22 protein-coding genes are annotated in these 22569 nt (G+C 43.3%); 7 read left to right on the plus strand and 15 right to left on the minus strand.

Annotated elements, in window-relative coordinates:
- Positions 1–98 precede the first annotated feature (98 nt).
- Both AC3ZVC_RS00920 and AC3ZVC_RS00925 read right to left on the minus strand, forming a co-directional pair.
- Positions 99–737, minus strand: a complete 639-nt coding sequence (locus AC3ZVC_RS00920) for a PspA/IM30 family protein (protein WP_490065873.1) — start codon at positions 735–737, stop codon at positions 99–101.
- A 32-nt stretch (positions 738–769) separates the two neighbouring features.
- Entirely contained in the window at positions 770–1117 is a 348-nt protein-coding gene (locus AC3ZVC_RS00925; protein WP_490065874.1) for a lmo0954 family membrane protein, read from the minus strand.
- 246 nt (positions 1118–1363) lie between these two features.
- Between AC3ZVC_RS00925 and AC3ZVC_RS00930 the strand changes: the two genes are divergently transcribed.
- Positions 1364–1525 carry a hypothetical protein gene (locus AC3ZVC_RS00930; RefSeq protein ID WP_490065875.1) on the plus strand — a complete coding sequence of 54 codons (162 nt, stop codon included), beginning with the start codon at positions 1364–1366 and terminating at the stop codon, positions 1523–1525.
- A complete protein-coding gene (locus AC3ZVC_RS00935) occupies positions 1510–1872 on the plus strand; it encodes a hypothetical protein (protein WP_490065876.1) in 363 nt (120 codons plus the stop codon). The genes AC3ZVC_RS00930 and AC3ZVC_RS00935 overlap by 16 nt, the downstream gene beginning before the upstream one ends.
- Before the next feature lie 142 nt (positions 1873–2014).
- Here the strand turns inward: AC3ZVC_RS00935 and shc are convergent, their stop codons facing one another.
- A complete protein-coding gene (gene shc, locus AC3ZVC_RS00940) occupies positions 2015–3919 on the minus strand; it encodes a squalene--hopene cyclase (RefSeq protein ID WP_490065877.1) in 1905 nt (634 codons plus the stop codon).
- A gap of 130 nt (positions 3920–4049) precedes the next feature.
- On the opposite strand from shc, the gene AC3ZVC_RS00945 reads away from it, so the two are divergent.
- Both AC3ZVC_RS00945 and AC3ZVC_RS00950 read left to right on the plus strand, forming a co-directional pair.
- Positions 4050–4973 (plus strand): glycerophosphodiester phosphodiesterase family protein, encoded by a 924-nt coding sequence (locus AC3ZVC_RS00945; RefSeq protein WP_490065878.1) that lies wholly within the window; start codon positions 4050–4052, stop codon positions 4971–4973.
- A 76-nt stretch (positions 4974–5049) separates the two neighbouring features.
- Entirely contained in the window at positions 5050–5985 is a 936-nt protein-coding gene (locus AC3ZVC_RS00950; protein WP_490065879.1) for a VanW family protein, read from the plus strand.
- On the opposite strand, the gene AC3ZVC_RS00955 is transcribed toward AC3ZVC_RS00950, so the two are convergent.
- Both AC3ZVC_RS00955 and rraA read right to left on the minus strand, forming a co-directional pair.
- Positions 5982–6242: a hypothetical protein gene (locus AC3ZVC_RS00955; protein WP_490065880.1), complete on the minus strand. Its 261-nt coding sequence runs from the start codon at positions 6240–6242 to the stop codon at positions 5982–5984. The genes AC3ZVC_RS00950 and AC3ZVC_RS00955 overlap by 4 nt on opposite strands.
- A 94-nt stretch (positions 6243–6336) precedes the next feature.
- Positions 6337–6816 (minus strand): ribonuclease E activity regulator RraA, encoded by a 480-nt coding sequence (rraA, locus tag AC3ZVC_RS00960; protein WP_490065881.1) that lies wholly within the window; start codon positions 6814–6816, stop codon positions 6337–6339.
- Between the two features lie 235 nt (positions 6817–7051).
- On the opposite strand from rraA, the gene AC3ZVC_RS00965 reads away from it, so the two are divergent.
- Positions 7052–7195 (plus strand): hypothetical protein, encoded by a 144-nt coding sequence (locus AC3ZVC_RS00965; RefSeq protein WP_214729147.1) that lies wholly within the window; start codon positions 7052–7054, stop codon positions 7193–7195.
- Between the two features lie 63 nt (positions 7196–7258).
- Here the strand turns inward: AC3ZVC_RS00965 and mutM are convergent, their stop codons facing one another.
- On the minus strand, positions 7259–8068 hold the full coding sequence (gene mutM, locus AC3ZVC_RS00970; protein WP_490065882.1) for a bifunctional DNA-formamidopyrimidine glycosylase/DNA-(apurinic or apyrimidinic site) lyase: 810 nt from the start codon (positions 8066–8068) through the stop codon (positions 7259–7261).
- Between the two features lie 177 nt (positions 8069–8245).
- On the opposite strand from mutM, the gene AC3ZVC_RS00975 reads away from it, so the two are divergent.
- Positions 8246–8737: a hypothetical protein gene (locus tag AC3ZVC_RS00975; protein ID WP_490065883.1), complete on the plus strand. Its 492-nt coding sequence runs from the start codon at positions 8246–8248 to the stop codon at positions 8735–8737.
- A gap of 73 nt (positions 8738–8810) precedes the next feature.
- Here AC3ZVC_RS00975 and AC3ZVC_RS00980 read toward each other — a convergent pair whose 3' ends face one another.
- The 5 genes from AC3ZVC_RS00980 to AC3ZVC_RS01000 form a co-directional block, all read right to left on the minus strand.
- The gene (locus AC3ZVC_RS00980; protein ID WP_490065884.1) at positions 8811–9947 is read right to left on the minus strand and encodes a trans-sulfuration enzyme family protein; all 1137 of its coding nucleotides are present in this window, start codon (positions 9945–9947) and stop codon (positions 8811–8813) included.
- A 118-nt stretch (positions 9948–10065) separates the two neighbouring features.
- On the minus strand, positions 10066–11259 hold the full coding sequence (locus AC3ZVC_RS00985) for a Ger(x)C family spore germination protein (RefSeq protein WP_490065885.1): 1194 nt from the start codon (positions 11257–11259) through the stop codon (positions 10066–10068).
- Positions 11256–12845 carry a spore germination protein gene (locus AC3ZVC_RS00990; RefSeq protein WP_490065886.1) on the minus strand — a complete coding sequence of 530 codons (1590 nt, stop codon included), beginning with the start codon at positions 12843–12845 and terminating at the stop codon, positions 11256–11258. The genes AC3ZVC_RS00985 and AC3ZVC_RS00990 overlap by 4 nt, the downstream gene beginning before the upstream one ends.
- On the minus strand, positions 12842–13963 hold the full coding sequence (locus tag AC3ZVC_RS00995) for a GerAB/ArcD/ProY family transporter (RefSeq protein ID WP_490065887.1): 1122 nt from the start codon (positions 13961–13963) through the stop codon (positions 12842–12844). The genes AC3ZVC_RS00990 and AC3ZVC_RS00995 overlap by 4 nt, the downstream gene beginning before the upstream one ends.
- A gap of 180 nt (positions 13964–14143) precedes the next feature.
- Positions 14144–14374: a hypothetical protein gene (locus tag AC3ZVC_RS01000; protein WP_490065888.1), complete on the minus strand. Its 231-nt coding sequence runs from the start codon at positions 14372–14374 to the stop codon at positions 14144–14146.
- A gap of 404 nt (positions 14375–14778) precedes the next feature.
- Here AC3ZVC_RS01000 and AC3ZVC_RS01005 point away from each other — a divergent pair, with 404 nt between their 5' ends.
- On the plus strand, positions 14779–16308 hold the full coding sequence (locus AC3ZVC_RS01005; protein ID WP_490065889.1) for an FAD-dependent oxidoreductase: 1530 nt from the start codon (positions 14779–14781) through the stop codon (positions 16306–16308).
- Positions 16309–16420: 112 nt separating this feature from the next.
- On the opposite strand, the gene AC3ZVC_RS01010 is transcribed toward AC3ZVC_RS01005, so the two are convergent.
- The 4 genes from AC3ZVC_RS01010 to AC3ZVC_RS01025 form a co-directional block, all read right to left on the minus strand.
- On the minus strand, positions 16421–16555 hold the full coding sequence (locus AC3ZVC_RS01010) for a hypothetical protein (protein WP_258309396.1): 135 nt from the start codon (positions 16553–16555) through the stop codon (positions 16421–16423).
- Positions 16556–16630: 75 nt separating this feature from the next.
- Positions 16631–18115, minus strand: coding sequence for an amidase (locus AC3ZVC_RS01015; protein ID WP_490065890.1), 1485 nt, complete (start codon positions 18113–18115; stop codon positions 16631–16633).
- Between the two features lie 389 nt (positions 18116–18504).
- A complete protein-coding gene (locus tag AC3ZVC_RS01020) occupies positions 18505–19629 on the minus strand; it encodes a DEAD/DEAH box helicase (protein WP_490065891.1) in 1125 nt (374 codons plus the stop codon).
- Positions 19630–19811: 182 nt separating this feature from the next.
- Positions 19812–22190 carry an immune inhibitor A domain-containing protein gene (locus AC3ZVC_RS01025; RefSeq protein WP_490065892.1) on the minus strand — a complete coding sequence of 793 codons (2379 nt, stop codon included), beginning with the start codon at positions 22188–22190 and terminating at the stop codon, positions 19812–19814.
- Positions 22191–22569 lie beyond the last annotated feature (379 nt).

Raw genomic sequence — 22569 nt, forward strand, 5'->3', positions numbered from 1 at the left:
TCGCTGCGTGACTGGAGCGGAAATCAACGGGCAAGCTTTATAATCCAAAGACAACATTCTATACGAAAAGAGCCTTTTTAAACCTCTGACACGATGGATTATATAACAGGCTTCTTCTCGAGCTCTTTTTCCAGCTGAGCGATGCGGGCATCAATAGTACTGCGGTGGTATGAGCTTTTCACCTGGTGCTCGAGACGGTCAAGGTATGATTCGATTTCCTTGAATCTTGAGAAGGACTTATCAGAATAGCTGCCGTTTTCCAGTACTTTATCCATTTGATGGTTGGCGCGTGTAATGTTTTCGCGGCCCATCAGTTCCATGCGGCGGATGTGCATATCTTTGAGCTTATGCTTCATTTCCTCATATTTTCTTTCAAGGTCTCCCATTTGCTGTATTGCTTGAGTTAATAGATCTCTTAAGCGACTGGCACGCTCATCATATTGCGTTTGTTCCTGAGCTGCAAATTGGTAGAGTTCCTCTTCTCCTGCTTGTGAAGCAATTTCAGCCTGGCGTTTGCGCTTGCCTGCAAGCTCCATTGCCTGCTCGTATTCACGAGTGAACTCTTCTTTTAATGTATATTGGCGTTCCAAAAGCTTGCGGACCTTTTCTGTTTCGCGTTCACATTCGCGGAGATATTGATTAAGCAGCGCTATCGGATTCTTTTTCTCCTTTGTATCCAATGCTTCATGCAAGTCAGCCATTACCGTGTCTTTAATGCGTGTAAATAAGTTTGCCATATTGATCTCTCCTTTTCATGCTTTCATTTTTATTAGTTTTGTTTTAATTCAGCCCACTGCTTTTCAAAGTTCGCGAAAGGGTCATTGTCTTCTTCTTTTACGATAGAACTTGATTCGTTCCACTTTTTATAGACAAGGTAAAGCACGTATGCAGCTGCAACGCCAAGAATGGCCGGGAAGTTCGCTGCTGTAGCCATAAATGCGATGAGACCAATGATCCCGTAACCGAATTTAGCCAAAGTGCTATTGGCTTTTAAAAATTGTTTTACCACAAAATATAGAATCGCTGCACTTATTGCCAGCCCTGCCATTGGGCCTAAATTCGTAATCAGCACCATTGCTGCAACCCCACCTGCTATCAGTAATCCAAGTTTTTTCATTTTCATTTCCTCCTTTCTTGATTTCATCTTACCTGTATTTCGTTTTTGCTATAACGAGCCTCAGCTTTATTTTCATATAAGACCTGAGACGTAGCAGATGGTCGGTCTCCTTTGTCCATGTTGGCAAATATGGAAAAAGAATGTACGTTAATGTTCAAACATAGGGGGTACACAGGGGATATGCAAACAAATAAGGATGCCTAATATGCAGGCTTTTCTTAGAACATTAGAAATGGAGGTCCTCAGATGTTTGGCTATGATGATTTTATGAAGTTCATTCAGGCCTTTTTCGTTGTTTTTCCGGTGGTCACCCTTATTCACTTATTGGGGCACATTTTGTTTGCGGCCATATTTGGGGCCAAAGGGATCGCGTTGTCATCGGATCAGGCAAATTGCTTTTTTCACTGAAGTTTCTAGAGGTTAGACGCTTTTATTTTTGGTACGGAGGGTGCGAGTATGCCTCTTTAAAATATAATAATAAGCTGACAAAATCACTGATCTTCTTAGGCGGTTCGATTTTTAATGTAGCAAGTATTTTTATTGTTAACTATTTAATCCGCATTGATATTCTGGAGGTTTCCATGCTCTGGTACCAGTTCGTATATTTCTCGTTTTATTATGTATTTTTTGCCCTGCTTCCAATGGATATGGCTGACGGCACACTTAGTGACGGAAAAGCCATGTACAAACTATGGCGGAATAAAAATAAAGATGATTCATCATCAGACTGCCAGCTGGTTAACGAGAAAAGGTAGGGGATATTTGAATTGGCAGGGGCCTCTGTTAAGGCATATTGCCGTTTCAATACCCTGATGTTTGGATAGAAAATCAGCCTCTCCTCACTGCTAAAAAAGCAGCAAAGTTTACGTAAACAGCCAGTATAAAAAGGAAGCCCTCTTACTCCGGGCTTCCTTTTTGGTTGAATTTCTTCTCATAATGGCTTAGTGCCAATAATGGCCAGATATACCGGTAGCTGTGGTAATGCATATAGAAGAACCCGGCCATTCCCTGGCCTTTTGGGTAGTCTGTTGTCCAGTCATCTCTTTGTCCTTCGCGAATGAGAAAGGCAATGCCCTTTCTGATTTCGGGACTGTTTTCTTTCGAGACTGCAATGAGGGCATCCACTGCCCATGCGGTATGTGTCAAGGTGCTGGCACCCAGTGGGATATACCTCTTTTCTATATCGCTTCTGCAGGATTCTCCCCAGCCGCCATCATTATTTTGAGCCGACTTTATCCAATTAACTGCCTTCCTGATATAAGCCTCATCCGGTGATTCGCCTGCAGCGGCTAGACCAGTAAGAGCTGCCCATGTTCCGTACAGATAGCAAATGCCCCAGCGGCCATACCAGGACCCATCTCGCTCCTGATTCTTTTTCAGCCACTTTATGGCTCTTTTTATAGAATTGTCAGTTTGGTCAAGGGCAGTGTATTTCCCTAAATACTCCAGTGTTCTTCCGGTTAAGTCAGCTGTAGATGGGTCTGTGAGGATAAATTCAGCCCCCTGGATGGGCAAGAGATTCAACAGCTGGTTATCCACATTTTTTTCAAATGCCGGCCACCCCCCATCCCGGTTTTGCATGGATTGGGCCCACTCCTGCCCTCTCTTCATGGATTGCTCAAATACCGGATCCTGTAAAGCTTTCTTATGAATGCTTCTTAAGCTGGCGGTTGTATCATCCACATCTGGATGCATAGTATTAAAATCGGAAAATCCCCATCCGCCCGGGAGTGCTTTCCGATTGTGGACAATCCAGTCGCCATAACGTGTATGCTGCCTGGAAAGCAGATATTGATTGGCTTTTTGAATCATGTCGTCTGACTCATCAACCCCCGCTTCCTGAAGGGCATGTGCAATTAAAGCCGTATTCCATACCGCGGCATCTGTATATTGGATGTGAGTATGGCTATCGATGGTACTGGCCATTCCCTTTAACCCTTCTACAGCTTTTGTAATGACCGGATCCCTGGAAGTATAGCCGAGTGCAAGGAGTGCAAAGATCATATAAAAAGTGCTGCTAAAATAATTCAATAACGTTCCGTCGGGTTCCATTCGCTGAAGCATGTATTGCTTCGTGCCTTCAAGGGCCATGCTGCGGAGCCGCTCCGGAACGCCAATCAGACCTTTAACCAGGCTGGACAAGGAATTCATAAACTTTTTCCAATCATCAGAGCGTGTCTCTCCCCAAAGTTCCTCCCTATTTCCTGTTCCATAAAGTTCACTTAAATCGGGACTATTTTTTGTCCGGAGGCTGTATTTTTTGTTTCCCAGCAGAATAACCGGCAATAAATTAATTCTTGCAAAACTTGAAAGCTGATAAATGCTGATTGGGCAGGATGGCGGAAGCAGAACGATTTCAATGGGGACCGGAAAGATAATTGGCCATGGATATTGGCCCGTCATTGCCAGCATGATTTTTGTATACATACCAGCTTTCTTTATGCCGCCCTTTGATAAAATAAACTTTCTTGCCGCTGCCATATTGGGATCATGCCTTTGTTTATAGCCTGAGTATAAAAGGGCGTAATAGGCATCAATCGTTAACGACAAATTACCTTCCCCCTCGTCTCTAAAAAGCTTCCATGCCCCGTTATGTTCCTGGCGGCTTTCGATTCTCTCCGCCAATTTTTTAATAAGTGCTTCATCCTTCATTTTCAATGTCCGCAATAGGATAATCATATACGCATCTGTCATGATTCCTGTTTCAAACGGATGCCTCCAGGAACCATCTCCTGTCTGGGTTTTCCTAAGCTCTCCGATTAATCGGTTCATTTCTGCCTGGACTGGCTGCAATTTCCTCATTCCCTCACGATCAGATTTATATCAATATATTCTTTAATAGAGGGAAGGATTCGGGCTCTTATAGGAGAAGGATTTTTCATGTTATTAGCGAATTTTGACATATGGATTTTTTTAAGAGAGGAAAATGAAAATGCCGCAGCTGCAAATAGGCAAAACAAAAACCTATAAAGCACTGATGATGATAGCGGCCTTTGCTGCCGCTCTGGTCGCTATCCAGTTTCTGCCTGCAGAAAAACGGGAGGCTAAGCCTTTTTTCGAATCAGAAAGGCCAATGGTTATTGCCCACCAGGGTGGAGAATTATTGGCACCTTCGAACACAATGGCTGCTTTCCAGGGTGCTGTTGATATGGGCGTAGATGCTCTTGAATTCGATATTCACATAACAAAGGACGGGCATTTAGTGGCCATCCATGATGCGACTGTTGATAGGACGACCAATGGCACGGGCGCTGTTGAGGAGCTGACCTTGGAGGAAATACAAGCCCTGGATGCAGGCTATGACTTCGAAGATCTTAATGGAGAAAAAAGCTATAGAGGAAAAGAGACATATATTCCAACGGTGCATGAGATTTTTATTGCGTTTCCAAATATGAAGATGGTGATTGAGATCAAGGATGATATCCCTGCCAGCAGAATAGAGGAAGCTGCGGGTAATCTATGGACGCTGATTAAAAAATATGGAAAGGAGGAGCAAGTGATCGTTGTTGCTTTTGACCAGGAGATCGTGGATGCTTTTGCCGAAATTTCATACGGGAAAACCGCTTTAGCAGGCGGGCGGCAGGAAATAAAAAATTTCGTGATCATGCATACACTGTTCCTGCGCAATTTTTACAGTCCCAGCGTGGATGCATTTCAGATTCCTGTAAGAGAAGGCAAGATTGATTTGACTGCCAAAAAGTATATGAATGGAGCGCATCGCAGAGGAATTGCTGTACATTATTGGACAATAGATGATAAAGAAACGATGGCAGAGCTTATCAGGAAAGGAGCGGATGGCCTCATTACCAACCGGCCCGATGTGATGATCGAGCTTCTTGAAGAAATGGGCTATTAACGAGATCATTTTACTTTTTTCGGCACATGAAACCATGCCTTCCCGCCTATACTAAGGTCGGAGGTGTGCCAGTGATATGAAATTCTCATGGGTGTTCGGTTTAATGCTTTTAGTTCAATCTCATACGGCCAATCTTCCTGAACGCTTAATAATTGAAAGTGAAGGAAAATCCATTTCAAGCATGACCAGGGCTGAATATCAAATCCCTTTCCCAGGAACGTCCCTTATTGACCTTGAAAGGTATAATCAGTTCCTTGTCAAATTGGATCGCAGGACATATATACCGCCGGTAAATGCGTATATAGATGATACAGGAAAAATTATCTCTGAGCAGGCGGGCAGAAGGCTTCACCGCAAAGCGTTTACAGATCTATTTTATACATATTTTTATCAAGAAGGCCCGGCAAGAGTTGAGGTTCCATTGCTTTTCATTTATCCGAGAGTGGACCGGGATCTCCTTGCCCATATCCGCGTTAAGCGAATTGCCCAGTATGTAACGTATTTTAATCCGAATAATACAACACGTTCCCATAATATAGAACTGGCAGCAGAAGCCATCGATAACCATGTTGTATTTCCGGGGGAGACATTTTCCTTTAATCGTGTAGTTGGCAAGAGAACGAAGGAAAAAGGATATATGCGCGCCCCGGTTATCGTAAGGGGTGAGCTTTCAGAGGATATTGGAGGAGGCATTTGCCAGGTATCTTCTACTCTTTTCAATGCGGTTGACAGGGCGGGCGTCAAGGTTCTGGAGCGGTACTCCCACAGCAAAAAGGTTCCATATGTACCGCCAGGACGAGATGCAACGGTCAGCTGGTATGGCCCTGACTTCACTTTTAAAAACCGGTACAGCTACCCATTGCTTATTCGCGCAAAAGCCATACACGGCCAAATGGTCATCAGAGTGTTTTCCTCTGATGAAATCGATTATGAACCCCGCCCGGTGCCGGAAGCTTCGAAAATGCTCCCTGAAGAAATCAGCATTGAAAGGGAAGCCAACACTTTGGATTAATTTAAAAACAAACCGAGAATCATCATGATCAAACCGAAAATAGCTGCTCCGCGCTTAACACTCTTATTTTGCTGCGGTTTTAAAAACAAGCTTATGACAAAACCAACTGGAAGAACGAGTCCATTCAGACTAAAATTAAATGAGCCCAGGAGATAATAGCCGATTAGCTTTAAAAATAGCAGATGTTCATCTTCTTCCCTTTTGCGAAACAGGATATAAAGACCAGCAGCCCATAATAAAAATATAATGATAAACATACTTGCACCCCCTTTTCTATAGGTTATTCCCCTGTTTTAGGGAAAGTGCTTAAAAGCAGAAACACCCGCCAATAATGACGGGTGTTTCTTTCCTCTATAGGAGGCTTCTCGCAGCGACTATGACTCCATCCTCGTCTGCATAAACATAATCACCAGGCTTCCAATCAATTCCGCCGAATGTAACAGGAATATCCCGATCTCCTTTTCCTTCTTTTTTGCTTTTTAAGGGATTGCTGCCAAGTGCAATTATCCCGGTCTCCAAACCGCCAAGCTCCACGGTATCCCGGACACAGCCATAAATAATTACACCCGAGAGTCTTCTTGATTGGGCAATCTCACCGAGCCGGTCGCCCATTAACGCACACCTTTTTGAGCCGCCGCCGTCAACGACCAGCACATTTCCTTCTGGAATGGACTCCAATGCCCCTTTTACCAGCACATTATCTTCAAAAACTCTAACGGTTGAAATGGGGCCCGAAAACTTGCTTCTTTTTCCATACGATTTAAATTCCTGCTGGCATACAAGAAGCTCACTGCTGTATTCATCACACAGGTCAGCTGTTTTAAAATCCAATGAAATCTCCTCCTTTATTGAATTTCGGAATAGTACCCTTTTTGGGCACCCTGCTTTACACCAGTCCAACTTTGAAATACTCCCTGCCTTTATTCTTCGTGATTCATACTTCTGTTCCCTTCCTTTTTTCGCATTGGAAAGGGAAAGATTATCGATTTCAGGCATATACCTTAACTAAGGAAGCGCTTTCACATTCCCGTTTACTTCATTGGCTGATGAAAAGGGAGGTTAAAAGATGGCTTTAATGTGGACGATTACGGCAGGTTTTATGATTTCATTGGGGCTTGCCGGATTTATGCTTGTCTATTTCTTAAAAGGGGCAATGAATACCAAGGATTCCACGTCAGTGGACCCGGTTCAAAGAGATTCAGCAGAGTAAGGAGAATGGGCTGCCAGATATGGCAGCCTCTTAGTTTTGAGCACAGTAAGGGTGAATCGGGCGTTAATTTTGGCAATTCCTGCAGTAAAATGTTTTCCGTGACGAAATTTCTTCTTTTACAATGGGGCTGCTACAGCGAAGGCATGCTTCTCCTTCCCTGTCATAAACCCTGCACTGTTCATTATATCCCCCTGTTTTTGTGTCCCCTCTAAACAGCGGTTCCTCCATATAGCCCCCAAACTGGATGGCTCTCGTTAGAACACCCTTTAAGGACTGGTAGAGAATTTTGATTTCGTCCTCATCCAGTTCATCCGCTTTTTTCATAGGAAGCAGACCGGCTTCGAAGCAGATTTCATCGCTATAGCAATTGCCGATTCCGGACATAAACTGCTGATTAACAAAAGTAGTCTTCAGCATCCCCCTTCTGCTCCCAATTAGCTCATGGAACACAGGAAAACTGAATGTTTGATCCATAGGCTCCGGACCTAAGTCAGCCAGCTCTTTCTCCAATTCAGTGTCTGTTAAGAGGTGAAGATAGCCCAGTCTTAAGCCGATAAAATATAATTTTTTGTCCCCAAAGGAAAGGATGACCTGTTTTGTCCGATCAGGGCTGTCTTCGTCATTGCCAATATACATCCAACCGCCAAGCATAAGATGCAGCAGCAGGTTTTTGCCGGAACTTAGCTTGAAGATAAGGTGCTTGGCCCTCCGCTGAATTTCCGTGATTTGCGCATTTAATAGCTGGCTCTGAAATTGCCCGGGATTGATATTAATCGACTTTTCCCGGTTAATTTCCACACCCGTAATGGTTCTGCCAGCCAGCTGTTCAGTCAATAACCTTCTGTAAGTTTCCATTTCCGGCAGCTCAGGCATAGTATCAGCTCCTTCCAAAAATACTGTTACCTTAGTATTGAATGGAAAGAATATCTTCATCCCTTCGCGTTAAAAAAATTGCTGCTTGATTCTTTTATATAGGTTCATAAATATGTAACATAATTTCCCAATATTTTAATGGTGAAAATGGTACGATGATGCCAAGGGGGGCATATTATGCAAATCCGCCGTTCCACAAAGCAAATAGCACTTTTCTTTATCATCTATTTCGCTTTACTATGTTCCTTAATTTTTGCCGCTGCTGCCTTTAAGCCATCCTTTCAAAAGGAACAGCCCGCTGAAATTTCATCTGCCTTTACAAAGGAAATCCAAATCCAGGATGAAAAACAGAAAAGGAAAGCGGCTGAAAATGAAGGAAAATGGCAGCCCTCCAAGACTTTTATTATTACGGCTATTTCAATCGGCTCTGTCCTGGATATTATCATTGCCATCCTTTGGGCCCGCCATGAAAATAAAAAGAACCAGGAAAGCCAAACTTATAATCCTAATAAGCGGACAAATAAAAAATGGTTCTGGTACCTGGTATCGATGGGGATTGTTCTGCCAAAGAACGGCAAGTTGACGATCAGCTGGAAAAACTTGATTTTAACCATCCTCTTTTTGGTTTTGTTGAAGTTTTGGCTTTTTGAAAAGCTGGAGAGCATTTAGAGGATAATTTGTTATTGGGAAGAAAGCTTAACAAGAAAAAAGATTCCACGGCGTCGCCGGGAATCTTCTTCGTTTAGGCTAGCCCTTGTTTGATCGCATGAGTTAGCTGGGCAATAATATCTTCTGCATGCTCAATTCCGATTGAAATGCGTACAACATGGCTGGTTATGCCTAGTTTCCTGCAGGCTTCAGGAGGCAATGCCCTGTGTGAGGTTGTCAGCGGATGGGATACAGATGTTTCAACGCCTGCAAGGGTTGGGACAATTTTTACCCAGCCGAGTCCTTTGAAAAACTCATTCACTTTAATCCTGTCAGCCAATTCAATTGTCACAATCGCTCCAAAGCCGGCGTCCCCGTGCTCAAACGGATAATAGACTGTTTTAATATCCTGGTTTTCCTTTAGTGCCTCAGCCACTTTTTTAGCGTTAGAGGATTGCTGCTTCATTCTAAGTGCAAGCGTTTTGGCCCCCCTGCATGTCAGCCATGCTTCAAACGGACTTAAATTGGCTCCAAGGTTCACGATTTTTCCGCGCGCTTTCCCAATCAGCGCTTCGTCCCCAACGAGGACACCTGCTGTAATATCGCTGTGCCCGCCAATATATTTCGTTGCACTGTGCACAATTAAGTCAATGTCCGTAAGATACGGCTGGCAATGGGATGGGGTTGCAAACGTATTATCAATCAGGGATATAAGGTTGTGCTTTTTCGCCAGGCGTGCGACTTCCTCCAAATTTTCCACTCTCAATAATGGATTGGTGATGGATTCGGAATAAAGCAGTTTGGTATTGTCCCTAATTGCTTCCTCAACTTTCTCCATATCGGAAAAAGGTACGACCGTTACTTCTATTCCCAGCTGTGACAGCTCTTCTTTAATCAAATGAAAGCTGCCTCCATACAGGTCATCTGCAGCCACAATATGGTCCCCGCTTTTAACAACAGCCAGCACTCCGGCTAAAATGGCTGACAAACCTGATGATGCGGCTACACCAGCCGGTGCCCCTTCCAGCCCGGCAATTAAATCGCCAAGCTCATCCGTATTCGGGTTTCCTACCCGGGAATATAAATAATTGCCGTTTCCCTGGTAAAACCCCTCCAGTTCCTCAAGGTCATTAAAGGCAAAAGCAGAGGTTTGGTAAATAGGCGTCACTTTGCTTTTGATGGTCCGACCAGTCTTATTTTTCCTATGTAATACAGCGGTCTCAAAGTTCATCTGTCATGGCCCCTTTAAAAAAGAAATAAGGGCTGGACTATGCCCAGACCTTTGTTGCAATAAGCTTCCCACAAAAATAGGCTGAATTGTAAATCAATTTCGATAGAAAAATTATATCTTATTTAACTTCATTCAAAAAGCTTTTTGTCCTGATTCCTGATCTTCTAATTATAACTGTTGTATCTACATTCACATCTGCTTCTGCAAATTTTTCATCCCAGCTGTCTTCTACTTGTTTAAAGTCTTTATAATCCTGCCTTTGCACCACTTCTCCAAAGCCAAAAATATCCGCTTCGTACTCTTCCTGGACCTTTTTTATCGTCCCTGAAATGGCTTTTTCTAAATATTTTTCTGCACAGTTATCGCAATCAAAAAAAGTTTTCGCTTTATCAAATTGATTATTGCAATGGGTGCCATCCACGTACGCTTCAGCCCTTATATTAATATCTATTTTTGGCTGGCCGCCTTGAATTTCTCCGTTTATCTTCGTTCTTGTATTATACACCCTTAGCCCCATATAGCGATCTTCTGCACATTCTACTGTAATAGACGTTTTTATTATTTTATCCTGAATCCATAAATAGTTCCTTGAATCCTCTAAGGAAAGATAGCCCGCTAACTTATCCTTTTTAAATATTGCAAGGGAGTCGAGTATTACGAGAGCATCCGGAGTCACTTTTTTCATATTCTCGGAACTGAGACCCTTCTTTGGATTCCCCAGAACGGTAACGGCTGCCATGACAGGCTCCCGGCCAGAAGAAGTCCAGGCCTTTATGACATCATTCATTCTCACACCGGGGTCGCCCCCCCAATCCTTCATCATGGTATCAAGCTGCGTATGGAGCTTTAGGGAGGGAGACTTTTGGAATTGATAGGTTACCCTTAAGATATCAGCCCCCCGCATACCTCTAGCAATTAAAATATTGAAGTCATCACGAATTTCCCTGTTTCTTTCAAGATAATCAATAAAATCAATGATTCCTTCCTTAGCCAGTTCTTCTCCGATGATTAATGTCCTCATATGCGAATAGATCAAATGTCTCGAAATTCCTTCATTCACTTTGTAGGCCAGTTCAGCAAGCGAGTTGCCTTCCACACCATAAACGATAGAAGGAGCAAATCCGCTTGCTGTCTGTTTATTTAGTTCAGTCGCATTAATGCCCTCTACAGTCAGAATATATTTATCGTTTTCACCTTTGTCTACCGCCATTCCAGTAACAACGGTTATTTCCCCGAGTTCCCTTTGGTCCCAGCATCCTGAAAGCAGGATCATAACTTGAATAAGAATGGCCAAAAAAGCAACCTTTTTCAATTTGCCCGCTCCCCTTTCATAGGCGGAGGAGAAGGTGAACCTGTATTAGGCATTTTCTCAGGGTTCTGTGTTTTTAAGTAAGCAGGGCGCTGCCGCATGCTCCAGAACGGAAAACGAAAGAAAACATCTTTCTGCTGTTCAATAATAAACGGTGCAACTGGTGATAAATAAGCAACCCCAAATGATCTAAGGGAGCTTAAATGAGCTACAATAAACACAAGGACGAGCAAAACACCATAAAGCCCCAAGATAGCCGAGACAATAATCAGCATAAATCGCAATAGCCTTGCTGCCGCAGCAAAGCTATATGTCGGTGATACAAAATTGGCAATGGCAGTAATCGCAACTATAATGACCATGATATTGGAGATAATCCCTGCTTCGGCGGCAGCCTGCCCGATTACAAGCGCCCCTACAATAGAAACGGTTTGTCCAACTGCCCTGGGCATTCGGACACCGGCTTCCCGCAAAATCTCAAAGGTTACTTCCATAATAAGGACTTCAATTACTGCCGGAAAAGGAACACCTTCACGCTGGGCAATGATCCCCAGCAGGAGCGGTGTTGGCAAAAGCTCATGGTGAAAGGTTAAAATACCGACATATAAAGAAGGGGTAATCAGTGCAATCATAAATGCCAAATACCTTATCATTCTTAAGAAGCTGCCCATCATAAAATTTTGATAATAATCTTCTGCAATAGAAAAGAAATCAACCAGGACAGCCGGAACCATTAAAACAAACGGCGTGCCATCAACCAAAATAGCAATCTTGCCATCAAGCAGATTTGCCGCCACCGTATCAGGCCTTTCTGTATTTAGCGCAAGCGGAAAGGGTGTGGCCGTTTTATCTGCGATCAGCTCTTCAATATTGCCGGATTCAAAGATGGCATGGACCTTTATTTTTCTAAGCCTTTTACGAACCTCCTCCACCATTTTTTTATTCGAAATGCCTTCCATATAGCTAATATAGACAGAAGTATTCGTCTCGGATCCGATGATAAACTTCTCGAAGCGCAAATTTCTGTTTTTTATTCTTCTTCTTAACAGGCTTACATTAGTGGATATTGACTCAACAAATCCATCCTTTGGTCCCCTGATAACTGTCTGCGTGCTCGGCTCTGTAATCGATCGCTCTTCACTGCTTGTCATGGAAAGGGAGAGTGCCTTATCAAAGTCTTTAAAAACGATAATGATATTTCCGTAGAGCAGGGCAGTAATAATGTCATTAAACGTTTCAATGAGCCGGTAGCCCGCCCCTCCAAATTTCTCCTTGCATAACGATTTCAGATCATCCTCCGTTGTTAGCTCAAGTCCATCATGCTTTCCACTGAGTGATTGCAAGAAGGTTTCTTTCAGCTGTTTTGTATCAACCATGCTTGTAAGATAGACAAGCAGTGCATCCTTGCCTTCTGTTTTCAGCTCATCCATGCTTAAATCTATAGTGTTTCCGAACTCTTCCTTTATTTTTTCCTTCAGCTGCTCTAAACTCAGCGTTTTGAGGTCTTCTCCAGCCTCTGGAGGTTCTTCAACTTGGATAGGAAGCTCTTTCTTCTTGCGCATCTTTAAAAGTGATTTAAGAATACTCAAAACTTCATCTCCTTTGCACTGGATTTAGACTTTTTCTTTCTTAGCTTCAAGATTAAAACGAATAACAGAAGCGACGGAAAACCGAACTGCATCGGCAGGTGCAGATAATATGGAACCAGCTCAAGCCCCTCCTGCCAATGGTCACCAAAGTTAACGGAAATCAAAACGGAAAACACGGATACAATCATCGCCACCGGCAGGGAAAAATACCGGTATGGAAGCCGGAAGGTATATTCAAGGCCTTTTAACCCCGCAAACATAAATACTGAGCCTTTAATCAATATCCCCAGCATCATGATAAAAACAACCAGCGCATCGATTCTCTCGATAAAGTTTCCAATGGAGACTTCCCGTGCTGAACTCAGCATTGGAAAATTGGAGCGCAGCAGCGCATCCACTCCCAGTGTGACAATCATAAGAAACATGGCAAATAGCAGGAGTGCTCCTGCTATTCCCACTCCCATTAAAGACACACGCATACAATATTTAAAATTAGTCACAACCGGAAGAATCAGTGTAAACGCAATCAGCTCACCAAAGGGAAACACAATAAGCGTTGGGAATAATGCTTTAAAAACAGGCTGAAATCCATCTCCCAGGACTGGCTGCAGTTCAAACAAGTTCACGTTCCCGCTGGCGAATAAAAGGATCGTGAGAAGAAACAGAAACCCGAATAAATACGGAGTGAAAATCTCCGAGGTTCTCCCGAGCACTTCAAGCCCCAGATATAAAATATAGGCCATCAGCATACATATCGTCAGTGAAATGACTTCGATTGGCGTTGACGGGAGAATGGCAGAAGCAATCAATTCGCCAAAGTCACGGACCACCCGGCTGGCAAGGTACAGAAAATAGATGATATAAACAATAGAAAGCATAATAGCAATGGGCCTTTTAAAACAAAACTCCATAATTTCAAACAGATTCTTTCCTGGCATCCGGCTAATGATAAAATAAAAAAACAGCATGATCCCAAGCCCGATGACAACCGAAATCGCGATGGCGATCCACGCGTCTTTTTTTGCATCCCCGCCAACTCCAACAACAATGGCACTGCCTAAAAGGAAATTGATCAATAAAGTCAGCAGCTGGCTAAGAGAAATGTTCTCCTTTAACATCTAATCACCATTCCCTTTTAATAAAAAGCCTTGGACGTCTGCATATACTGGATCACAGCCTAAAATCCAATCAGAGTTTTCCGTTCCTTGTGCTGGGCATAATTCTAATCCACTCACTAAAAGCTGCGGTTTTTGCTCTTTGTTCTCCTCCAGCTCAAGGCACATTGCTAAAGTATAGGATCAAGAAGAGCGTGATTGTTTTCGCGCTTTAAAAATACGAAAATCAGCTACAATGCTGGATACCAATCCAACGGCAATCGTAACAAGTATAATCATTCTTCCAGTGGCAACCTCTGAAAACAGCAAATTTTTTAAAGCTTCCCAAAAGGTGAAATCAAAAATTTTCATATCAAATTCTGTGGACAAAAGAGCCATTAGTATAAAAATTGTCAAATAGCTAAACGTAACCATCGCAGATACCCCATTAACATTCGATACTGTTTATCTTTTCTCACACTGTTTTTTTTATCCAAAAATACAATAAAAAACCCTTCTCCCGGCAGGAAGAAGGGGTGTTGCTGTGTTCGATTGTGAAGCTGCGCGCGTTCTCATGCTTTTTTACAACAATGATTAAAAGATTTATGCGCCGTGTTGACCGATCATTGCGTTGTCATCACTTCTTCACAGAACAACAGGTTATAAAAGGATAAGCGCCTTCCTCCTTTGCCTGCACCAGTAATTTCAAGAGAGATAGGATATTCAGGCCTGATTAATAGCGGCCTGAATGGGTATGGTTAGATAAAGACTGGAATTTGTATACAAATAGGATTTGAAGGAAAAATTATGAATGAATATGACCTTACAGGAGGACAGGTATGACAACATCCAACCATAAAATGCCCCAGTATCCGGAGCCTTATTGGAGAGAAGAGGAGCTTCCGGCTTTCGACAGACTAAGAGAGGATGCCCAAACAGAAGTTGCGATTGTAGGAGGCGGCATAACCGGAATTACAGCTGGTTACCTCCTTGCCAAAGAAGGTTTCAAAGTGGCCATTCTTGAAGCCGGCAATATTTTAAACGGGACCACAGGCCATACAACAGCGAAGGTTACTGCCCAGCATGGGTTAATTTATGATGAATTGATCAGCCATTTCGGCGAGGACAAGGCCAGGCTGTACTACCAGGCCTCAACTGATGCCATTGAGTTTGTTCGAAATACGGTTTCGGAAAAACAAATTGACTGTGACTTCAGCAATGAAGAAGGAATCATTTATTCTGTTTCTGATGAGTATGCAAAAAAAGTGGAAAAAGAGTGGCAGGCATACGAAAAGCTCGGCATTAACGGCGGTATGAAGGACAGCATTCCTTTTAACATTGATACAACAGCAGTCCTGGCCATGCATCATCAGGCTCAATTCCATCCGCTGAAGTATTTGAAAAAGCTGCTCAAGGATTTTGTCGATATGGGCGGAACGGTTTATGAAAATACTACTGCAACTGATATTGAAGAAGGCAGCCTGCCTGATGTAGTGACAAGAGACGGGCAGCGCCTGAAGTGCAAATATGTCATTGCTGCTTCCCACTTCCCTTTCGCGGACATGAAGGGATTCTATTTTGCCAGATTATCTCCGGAGCGATCGTATGTCCTTGGGGTGAGAACGAAAACCGATTTTCCTGGAGGCATGTATTACAGTGCCGATTCCCCAACCCGATCTCTAAGGTATACGCCTTATAATGGAGAAAAATTGATTTTGGTGAGCGGTGACAGCCATAAAACGGGCCACGGACCTGATACGATGCAGCATTACACGGCTTTGGAAAGCTTTGCTGAAAAGGTGCTCGGCATTACTGATTATCCATATCGCTGGTCTGCCCAGGATTTATATACACTCGATAAGATTCCTTATATCGGACCTATTACTTCCAAGCAGAAAAATATTTTTGTGGCAACCGGCTATCGAAAATGGGGTATGACGAACGGTACTGCTGCTGCCATGCTGATTAAGGATTTGATTATGGAAAAAGAAAATCCATATGCAGAGCTGTTCACTCCTTCAAGATTCCAGGCTGATCCGAGCATTAAGAAGTTTATTACTGCAAACACGGATGTAGCCGGCCAGCTAATTAAAGGGAAGCTTGAATTCGTGCCAAAGGAAACAACAGACCTGGAGAACGATGAGGGCGGAGTAGTCATGATTAAAGGCAAGCGGACCGGGGCCTATAAAGATCCTGACGGCCAATTGCATCTGGTTGACACAACCTGCACCCATATGGGCTGCGAATGCGAATGGAATCACGGCGACCGTACCTGGGACTGCCCGTGCCACGGCTCCCGCTTCTCCTATGACGGAGCAGTCGTCGAAGGACCTGCAGAAAAACCGCTAAAAAAAGTGGAAGCAGATTGATTTAAGAGTACCATTAAAAGTACCAGGTACCTATACCAGTTGCGCAAAGTGGTATAGGTACCTGGCACCAAAAAAAAAATCCTCCTTCAGATGAAAGAGGATTTTTTTATTGTTAGTCTTGTACGTTGTTTTCTTTCTTTTCTTTGCTTCCAGTTGTGAATTCTACAAGTTCTTCACTTGTTCGCTGTGGTCTGTGTTTATTGTTGTTGCGCTGTGCGTTGCCGTTCCCTTTCTTTGTTCTGCCCATATTCTCACCTGCTCCTTTTTTCTTTTTCAAAAGTAGTATGAGTATTATGGCAGGCTCTTATTCTTTTTTGAATGCTTACGATAAACCGCCAAGCTCCGGAGCCTTTCTTTTCTTTGTCGCCTGCTCATAGGCATAAGCAAGTTTAATTAAGGACGGTTCACTATAGGCAAGTCCTGTAAAGGTTATTCCCACAGGTTCACCTTCTGGCGTGTATCCGGCTGGAACCGTAATAGAAGGATAGCCTGCTTTGGCAGGAATTCCTGCTCCAAAGTTATTGGGGAACACGATTGCATCAAGCTGATGCTCCTGCATCACATGGTCAATGCCCTGTTCAGTTGATAGATAAATATCCTTCTCTAATGAGGAGATATAAGCTTTTTCTGTAAGGCTTCCGCTTGTTTCTTCCGACTCTGTTAAAATAGTTTGACCATATTTTAAGGTTTTCCCGCTGTTTTTTTCGTTAAATTCAATGACATCGGCCAGCGAGCGGATATTTAAATGCGGTGCGACAGTACGCAGATAGGCATTCAAATCTGCCTTAAATTCGTATGTCAGCACATCATAGCTCCACTCTGCTTTTGTGGAAGGAATCACTACTTCCTCCACTACCTCTGCTCCAAGCCTTTTCAATTGGGCCACTGCCTCGTTCATAACAGCAAGCTTCTCTTCGCTTAAATACTCGAAATACGTTTCCCTTGCGATGCCAATTCGGGATCCTTTCAAGCCATCATGATCAAGAAACTCTGTAAAATCTTTTCCCTGCAGATCTTGATTTGTTAAGGTAATGGAATCATTCTCGTCAGATACTGCCAGCACACTTAATAAAATAGCCGCATCCCTAACAGATCTCGCCATTGGTCCTGCGGTGTCCTGGCTATGTGCGATCGGGATAATGCCCGTTCGGCTAATGAGCCCTACCGTCGGTTTAATGCCTACAAGGGAATTCTGGCTTGCAGGGCTCAGAATGGAACCTGATGTCTCAGTTCCGATTGCTGCCGCGGCAAAATTGGCTGCAATCGCTGCACCTGAGCCTGCACTCGAACCTCCAACATCAAACTTGCCGGGTCCATAAGGGTTCAGGGTCTGTCCGCCCCTTGAACTATATCCGCTTGGCATCCCTTCTGTCATAAAATTGGCCCATTCTGTCATATTTGTTTTTCCCAGGATAACCGCTCCTGCTTTTCTTAATTGGGCAGCCACAAATGAATCCTTTTGTGCACAATGATCTTTCAGAGCAAGCGAACCTGCACTCGTATGCATTTTATCTCCAGTGTCAATATTGTCTTTTAGCAAAATAGGAATTCCGTGAAGAGCACTTCTCGGACCCGCCTTTTTCCTTTCTGCATCAAGTGCTGCCGCTATATGTAAAGCCTCCGGATTTAGTTCCAGAACGGAATTGAGCGCAGCACCCTGCCTATCCTGCTCCCCGATCCGCTCCATATACAACAGAACGAGTTCCCTGGAAGTAACCTCTCCACTCTCCATCTTATCCTGCAATTCATCTATCGTAGCTTCAAGCAATACTTCATCGTGAAACTTTTTCAGTCTCAAATTCTCCATCTTATGTATCCCCTCATTCTTTAGTAAAGTAAAACCTGCCTATTAAATTCGCTAGGATATAGGGAATTTCCTTTTTAAAAAGGCTCTGTTAAATTTGCCTGTTGATTTCAGCACGAGGCACTCCCTTTCCGCGGGCGGTCCGGGAGCCTCCTCGTCGCTTTGCTCCTGCGGGGTCTCCCTTTGATCCGCACTCCCGCAGGACTTTGAATAAGCTTCCTCGAATTTACACCGCACGAAGGAAATGCGAATGCATTTTCGAGGATCTCGTGCCCTCCGCTCCAATCAACAGGGTGCTAAAAAACAACAATAAGCTTTAACAGAGCCTTAAAAAAAGTACCAGGTACCTATACCAGTTGGAGTGACTGGTATAGGTACCTGGTACTGTGCTTTTAAACGATTTCTCCGCCGCGCATAACCTTTTTCTCTGCGGTTTGGCCGAGTTCTTTAGTGAATTTTTTGAGTTCGCGTTCTTCTCTTTCGGTGACGAGAGAGATAACCGTTCCGCTGGCGCCAAATCTGCCTGTTCTGCCTGAACGGTGGATGTATTGGTTAATATCTTTCGGGAAATCAAAATGAACAACATGGGTTACTCCCTTGATATCCAAGCCACGTGCTGCCACATCGGTTGCAATCAGCATATTGGTTTTGCCCGTCCGGAAATTTTTAATGGCTTTTTGCCGGTCAAATTTACTTAGGTCGCTGTGAAGTGTGCTGGAGGCAATATTTTTAAAATCAAGCTTCTCGGCCATCACGGTCAGATTTCCGATATCCTTCACAAACACCAAAGCCTTAATGCCTTCCAGCCTGGATATCTTTTCGAGCATTTTTATTTTATCCCGTGATTCGGCAACAAAATAAATATGATCGACAGCTGCAGCCTGAATCGTTTCATCCTTTTCGACACGAATGACTTCAGCATCTGCTGTCAGTTCTTTTGCAAACTGTTCGATAACCGGCGGCAGGGTCGCTGAAAAAAGCAGAATCTGTCGTTCTTTCAGCGTCGATTTAACAATATTCTGGACCGCCTGTGCATGCTCGGGCACTAATAGCTGATCGCCTTCATCAAGCACAACTGTCTTAACTTCATGCATTTTCAGCTTCTTCTGCTTAATTAGCTCCAACACACGCCCAGGTGTACCCAATGCGATATGAGGATGCTTCTTTAATTTTTCAAGCTGCCTTTTCACATTGGCTCCGCCGATAAAAGAGGCAGCTTTAATGCCGCTTCCCTCCGCCCATTTTTGGACCTCCTGGAGGATTTGCATCACAAGCTCCTGGGAGGACGCTAAAATAACTGCCTGCACTGCCTGTTTATCAGGATCAATTTTTTCAAGCACCGGCAGCAAGTATGCAAGTGTCTTGCCTGTTCCGGTTGGTGATTCTGCAACAATATCTTTTCCTGCCAAGGCAGCCGGGATCGCTTCTGTCTGAATCGTCGTCGGCTGGACAAATGCGGACTTTTTCCACACTTCCTGGATAAAAGGGTTCATATTTTCAATAATAGATTGTGTCATAGGTAACTCCTTTAAACTTAATTGCGTTATATCATATTTAATAATAGTATAGCCGAAAATCGGAAAAAATGAGTATCGGTAATGATACTAGCTTATAGGCAGGTAGTTGTCCAGCAAATCAGCGCTCATAACAGGAAAAGGCCCGAAGCCCAAAACAGGGATCCGTGCCTTTTCCAAAAATCTTATTTGTGAATCCATACGGCTCCAGCAGAGTTGTCCTTGGCTTCACCGATGACTTCAAACTTCAAACCGTGTTCAGGAACAATTCGTCCTGCATCAGGAATAAGGTCATTCTTGTATGTTTGTGAATCATCAAATAAAGGGTTTCCTTTTAAACCAGCATAATTGTAATCACCGCGTGATGGGGAACTTACTTCCCAGGCAGGTGATTGATCAAGAGAGAACGCAGCATCCGCGATTTGATATCTTGTGCTTCCGATTATAGAAGGTTCTCCATTTTTGTCACCGACGATTGCCTCAGGATGGGAATCGACTACTCCAAGGAATCCTTCTCCAGGGTGTTCGCCAACCCAGTTATCCGTAAAGCTATCATCTGCGTACCAAACAACTAAACCGGTATTGTATTTTACACCTCTTGAGGATGCTAATGCTGTATCAGAACCTGCATGGTTTCTCCATTCTAAATAGTAGTGATTCTTTGCAAAGCTAATGCCATTGGAAACAATGAATCCTTCAAGAGTCATTGGCGTCTCGCCTTCCGCATCATCAGAGAAAATTTCACTTCCATCAGCTATCACTGAAATGTTATCCATTGCAAATCCATCTAATGCCAGACCGCCATCAGTTACATATTCAAATGTAAGGCTTACTTTGCTGCCTGCAAATTGGCTTAAATCGTATGATTGGTCTACCCATTGGCCTTTCGACGATTCAGCGCGGGTATCTCCATCTGTATCTTCATCACCAATTACATCAAGCTCAACCTCTTCACCGTCAGCTGTCTGTGCAGTAACATATAGATAGTCATAATCGAACTCAATATCATAAAACATTTTTGCATTAAATGTTGCTGTTGCTGCAGCTGTTAAATCAATCTCAGGTGTTGTTAAAGCTGTGTGCAGGTCATCGCCTTTAGTGCTGTAGTAATATTTCTCGCCGAAAGCTGGCTTAATACCCTGCACTTCTTTTTCAGGAAGATTTACTTTAACAATTCCCGGATTTTTAGATTTCGTGACACTTTGGTCAATGACAGTCGACAGTCCATTTTCATCAATATCTTCATAATTAACTTCAGTGATATTAGCCCAGTTTCCGCCCATTAGCTTTTGGAAGAATTCCTTGTTTTGCGGGGAGAAGCTTGTAGGCTCTGTTCCTGCAATATTTCCATTCCAGCTGCCGCCGCTCATGACAGACCAGGAAGCAATCGGCTCACCATGTCCAGAATAGATTGTATCGTACTCATCCGGCAAACCTAAATCATGTCCGAATTCGTGGGCAAATACCCCAACAGCTCCATCTTCAGGCTGGATTGTGTAATCAAAAGCGCCCATTTTTCCGCCCCAATAATCAACCTTGGCAGTTGTATCCGGAACTGCAAATACTCCGCCAAGTGTCCAGCGGTGAGACCAAATGGCATCGTCACCAATCACTCCGCCTCCAGCTTCCTGTCCTGTACCAGCATGGATGATCATCAGGTGATCCACTAAACCATCTGGTTCATTGAAGTCACCATCTGCATCTAAATCATATAGGTCATATACATCATATTCGGAAAGGTCCATTCCTGCATTAACCGCTGCCTTTAAAGCTTCTTTGACTAAATCCCTCGGTCCTTTTGGAGCCAAATTATCATGGCCTCCGTCCGGATTATCATCGCCGTACTCTTTTGCCGTACCAGGGACTGTAAGCCAATCTGAAACCGTTCCATCCACAGTATAGCTTCCGCCTGACTGCTCTTCATAAAACTGTTTGAAGGTCTTAACTTTGTCACCGTTGAAAAGCTTAAACTCCTGATCTCCGAACATAAGCTGTTCATAATGCTCGCGGCTGAAGTCGTCAGCATACATATAGCCTTCTTCCTGCTCTACATTGTTGTGTTTAAGGTCTTCGAACTCTGTCAGTAGAACAAGTACCTTGTCTGTTCTTACTCCACCTTTATAAGTTTCCTCTTTGGCAGTTGCAACTTTTACACCTGATTTTCCATCTTTAAAGCTATCATGACCTTTGTTAAGCTTTTTTGATAATTCTTCTTTTTGCTTGGTTAGAAAATCTTTTGCTTTTTTATCAAACTCATCCTGCTTATTGTCTTTTTCAGTTTTGCCTGGTTTTTCACCCTGCTTTTCTTTTATATAAGCTTTAACCGCCTTTTCAACTTCTTGCTGAGAAGCGTCTTTGGCAATTACCCCTCTCTCTTTTAATGCTTTACCCAATCTGTCCTCATCCACTATATTTAAGTCGATTGGAGCAGACAGTTCTTCTGCTGATACTTGTGAAGGGGCCGCTGTAGTTCCTGCAAAAGATCCCGCAAATAAAGCAGCAGCCATCATCGTGCTGGCTGTAATTGAAGATAAAACCTTAAACGGTCTATTCTTATTACTCATTCTTGTAGCCTCCCTATTTCTTCGCTTTTCAAAATTTCTGAACATTGCGAGATTAATTCTATCAAACTATTCAAACTTTTTTAATAGTCCGATAATACCGTTATACTTATATTTAATAGGGGAAGTTACAGGTAATTCCTCTCATTCTATTTATAGGAAATTATAAAAAATAGGAATTTATATCTGTTTTGAGCAAGATAGAAAAAGAGCAACGGTAAATTCCGGTGCTCTTCTCCCCATTATTAATGGGCTCTATTCCCGCCTTCTGCTTTCTCTTTCAACTCGTTCGCCAACAGCGAAAGGCTTTCTCTGTTGTATGGTTGACTTCCTGGATGGATTGGATGATGCGTGAATAGAGGCTGTGCAGTAAAACGCACAC

Source organism: Cytobacillus sp. C11.1 (assembly GCF_058145115.1).

Bases quoted from the DNA above. Each gene is read 5' to 3' on its own strand.
- AC3ZVC_RS00920 (WP_490065873.1), bottom strand. From the start codon at position 737: ATGGCAAACTTATTTACACGCATTAAAGACACGGTAATGGCTGACTTG.
- AC3ZVC_RS00925 (WP_490065874.1), bottom strand. From the start codon at position 1,117: ATGAAAAAACTTGGATTACTGATAGCAGGTGGGGTTGCAGCAATGGTG.
- AC3ZVC_RS00930 (WP_490065875.1), top strand. From the start codon at position 1,364: ATGTTTGGCTATGATGATTTTATGAAGTTCATTCAGGCCTTTTTCGTT.
- shc (WP_490065877.1), bottom strand. From the start codon at position 3,919: ATGAGGAAATTGCAGCCAGTCCAGGCAGAAATGAACCGATTAATCGGA.
- AC3ZVC_RS00945 (WP_490065878.1), top strand. From the start codon at position 4,050: ATGCCGCAGCTGCAAATAGGCAAAACAAAAACCTATAAAGCACTGATG.
- AC3ZVC_RS00950 (WP_490065879.1), top strand. From the start codon at position 5,050: ATGAAATTCTCATGGGTGTTCGGTTTAATGCTTTTAGTTCAATCTCAT.
- AC3ZVC_RS00955 (WP_490065880.1), bottom strand. From the start codon at position 6,242: ATGTTTATCATTATATTTTTATTATGGGCTGCTGGTCTTTATATCCTG.
- AC3ZVC_RS00965 (WP_214729147.1), top strand. From the start codon at position 7,052: ATGGCTTTAATGTGGACGATTACGGCAGGTTTTATGATTTCATTGGGG.
- mutM (WP_490065882.1), bottom strand. From the start codon at position 8,068: ATGCCTGAGCTGCCGGAAATGGAAACTTACAGAAGGTTATTGACTGAA.
- AC3ZVC_RS00975 (WP_490065883.1), top strand. From the start codon at position 8,246: ATGCAAATCCGCCGTTCCACAAAGCAAATAGCACTTTTCTTTATCATC.
- AC3ZVC_RS00980 (WP_490065884.1), bottom strand. From the start codon at position 9,947: ATGAACTTTGAGACCGCTGTATTACATAGGAAAAATAAGACTGGTCGG.
- AC3ZVC_RS00995 (WP_490065887.1), bottom strand. From the start codon at position 13,963: ATGTTAAAGGAGAACATTTCTCTTAGCCAGCTGCTGACTTTATTGATC.
- AC3ZVC_RS01000 (WP_490065888.1), bottom strand. From the start codon at position 14,374: ATGGTTACGTTTAGCTATTTGACAATTTTTATACTAATGGCTCTTTTG.
- AC3ZVC_RS01005 (WP_490065889.1), top strand. From the start codon at position 14,779: ATGACAACATCCAACCATAAAATGCCCCAGTATCCGGAGCCTTATTGG.
- AC3ZVC_RS01010 (WP_258309396.1), bottom strand. From the start codon at position 16,555: ATGGGCAGAACAAAGAAAGGGAACGGCAACGCACAGCGCAACAACAAT.
- AC3ZVC_RS01015 (WP_490065890.1), bottom strand. From the start codon at position 18,115: ATGGAGAATTTGAGACTGAAAAAGTTTCACGATGAAGTATTGCTTGAA.
- AC3ZVC_RS01020 (WP_490065891.1), bottom strand. From the start codon at position 19,629: ATGACACAATCTATTATTGAAAATATGAACCCTTTTATCCAGGAAGTG.
- AC3ZVC_RS01025 (WP_490065892.1), bottom strand. From the start codon at position 22,190: ATGAGTAATAAGAATAGACCGTTTAAGGTTTTATCTTCAATTACAGCC.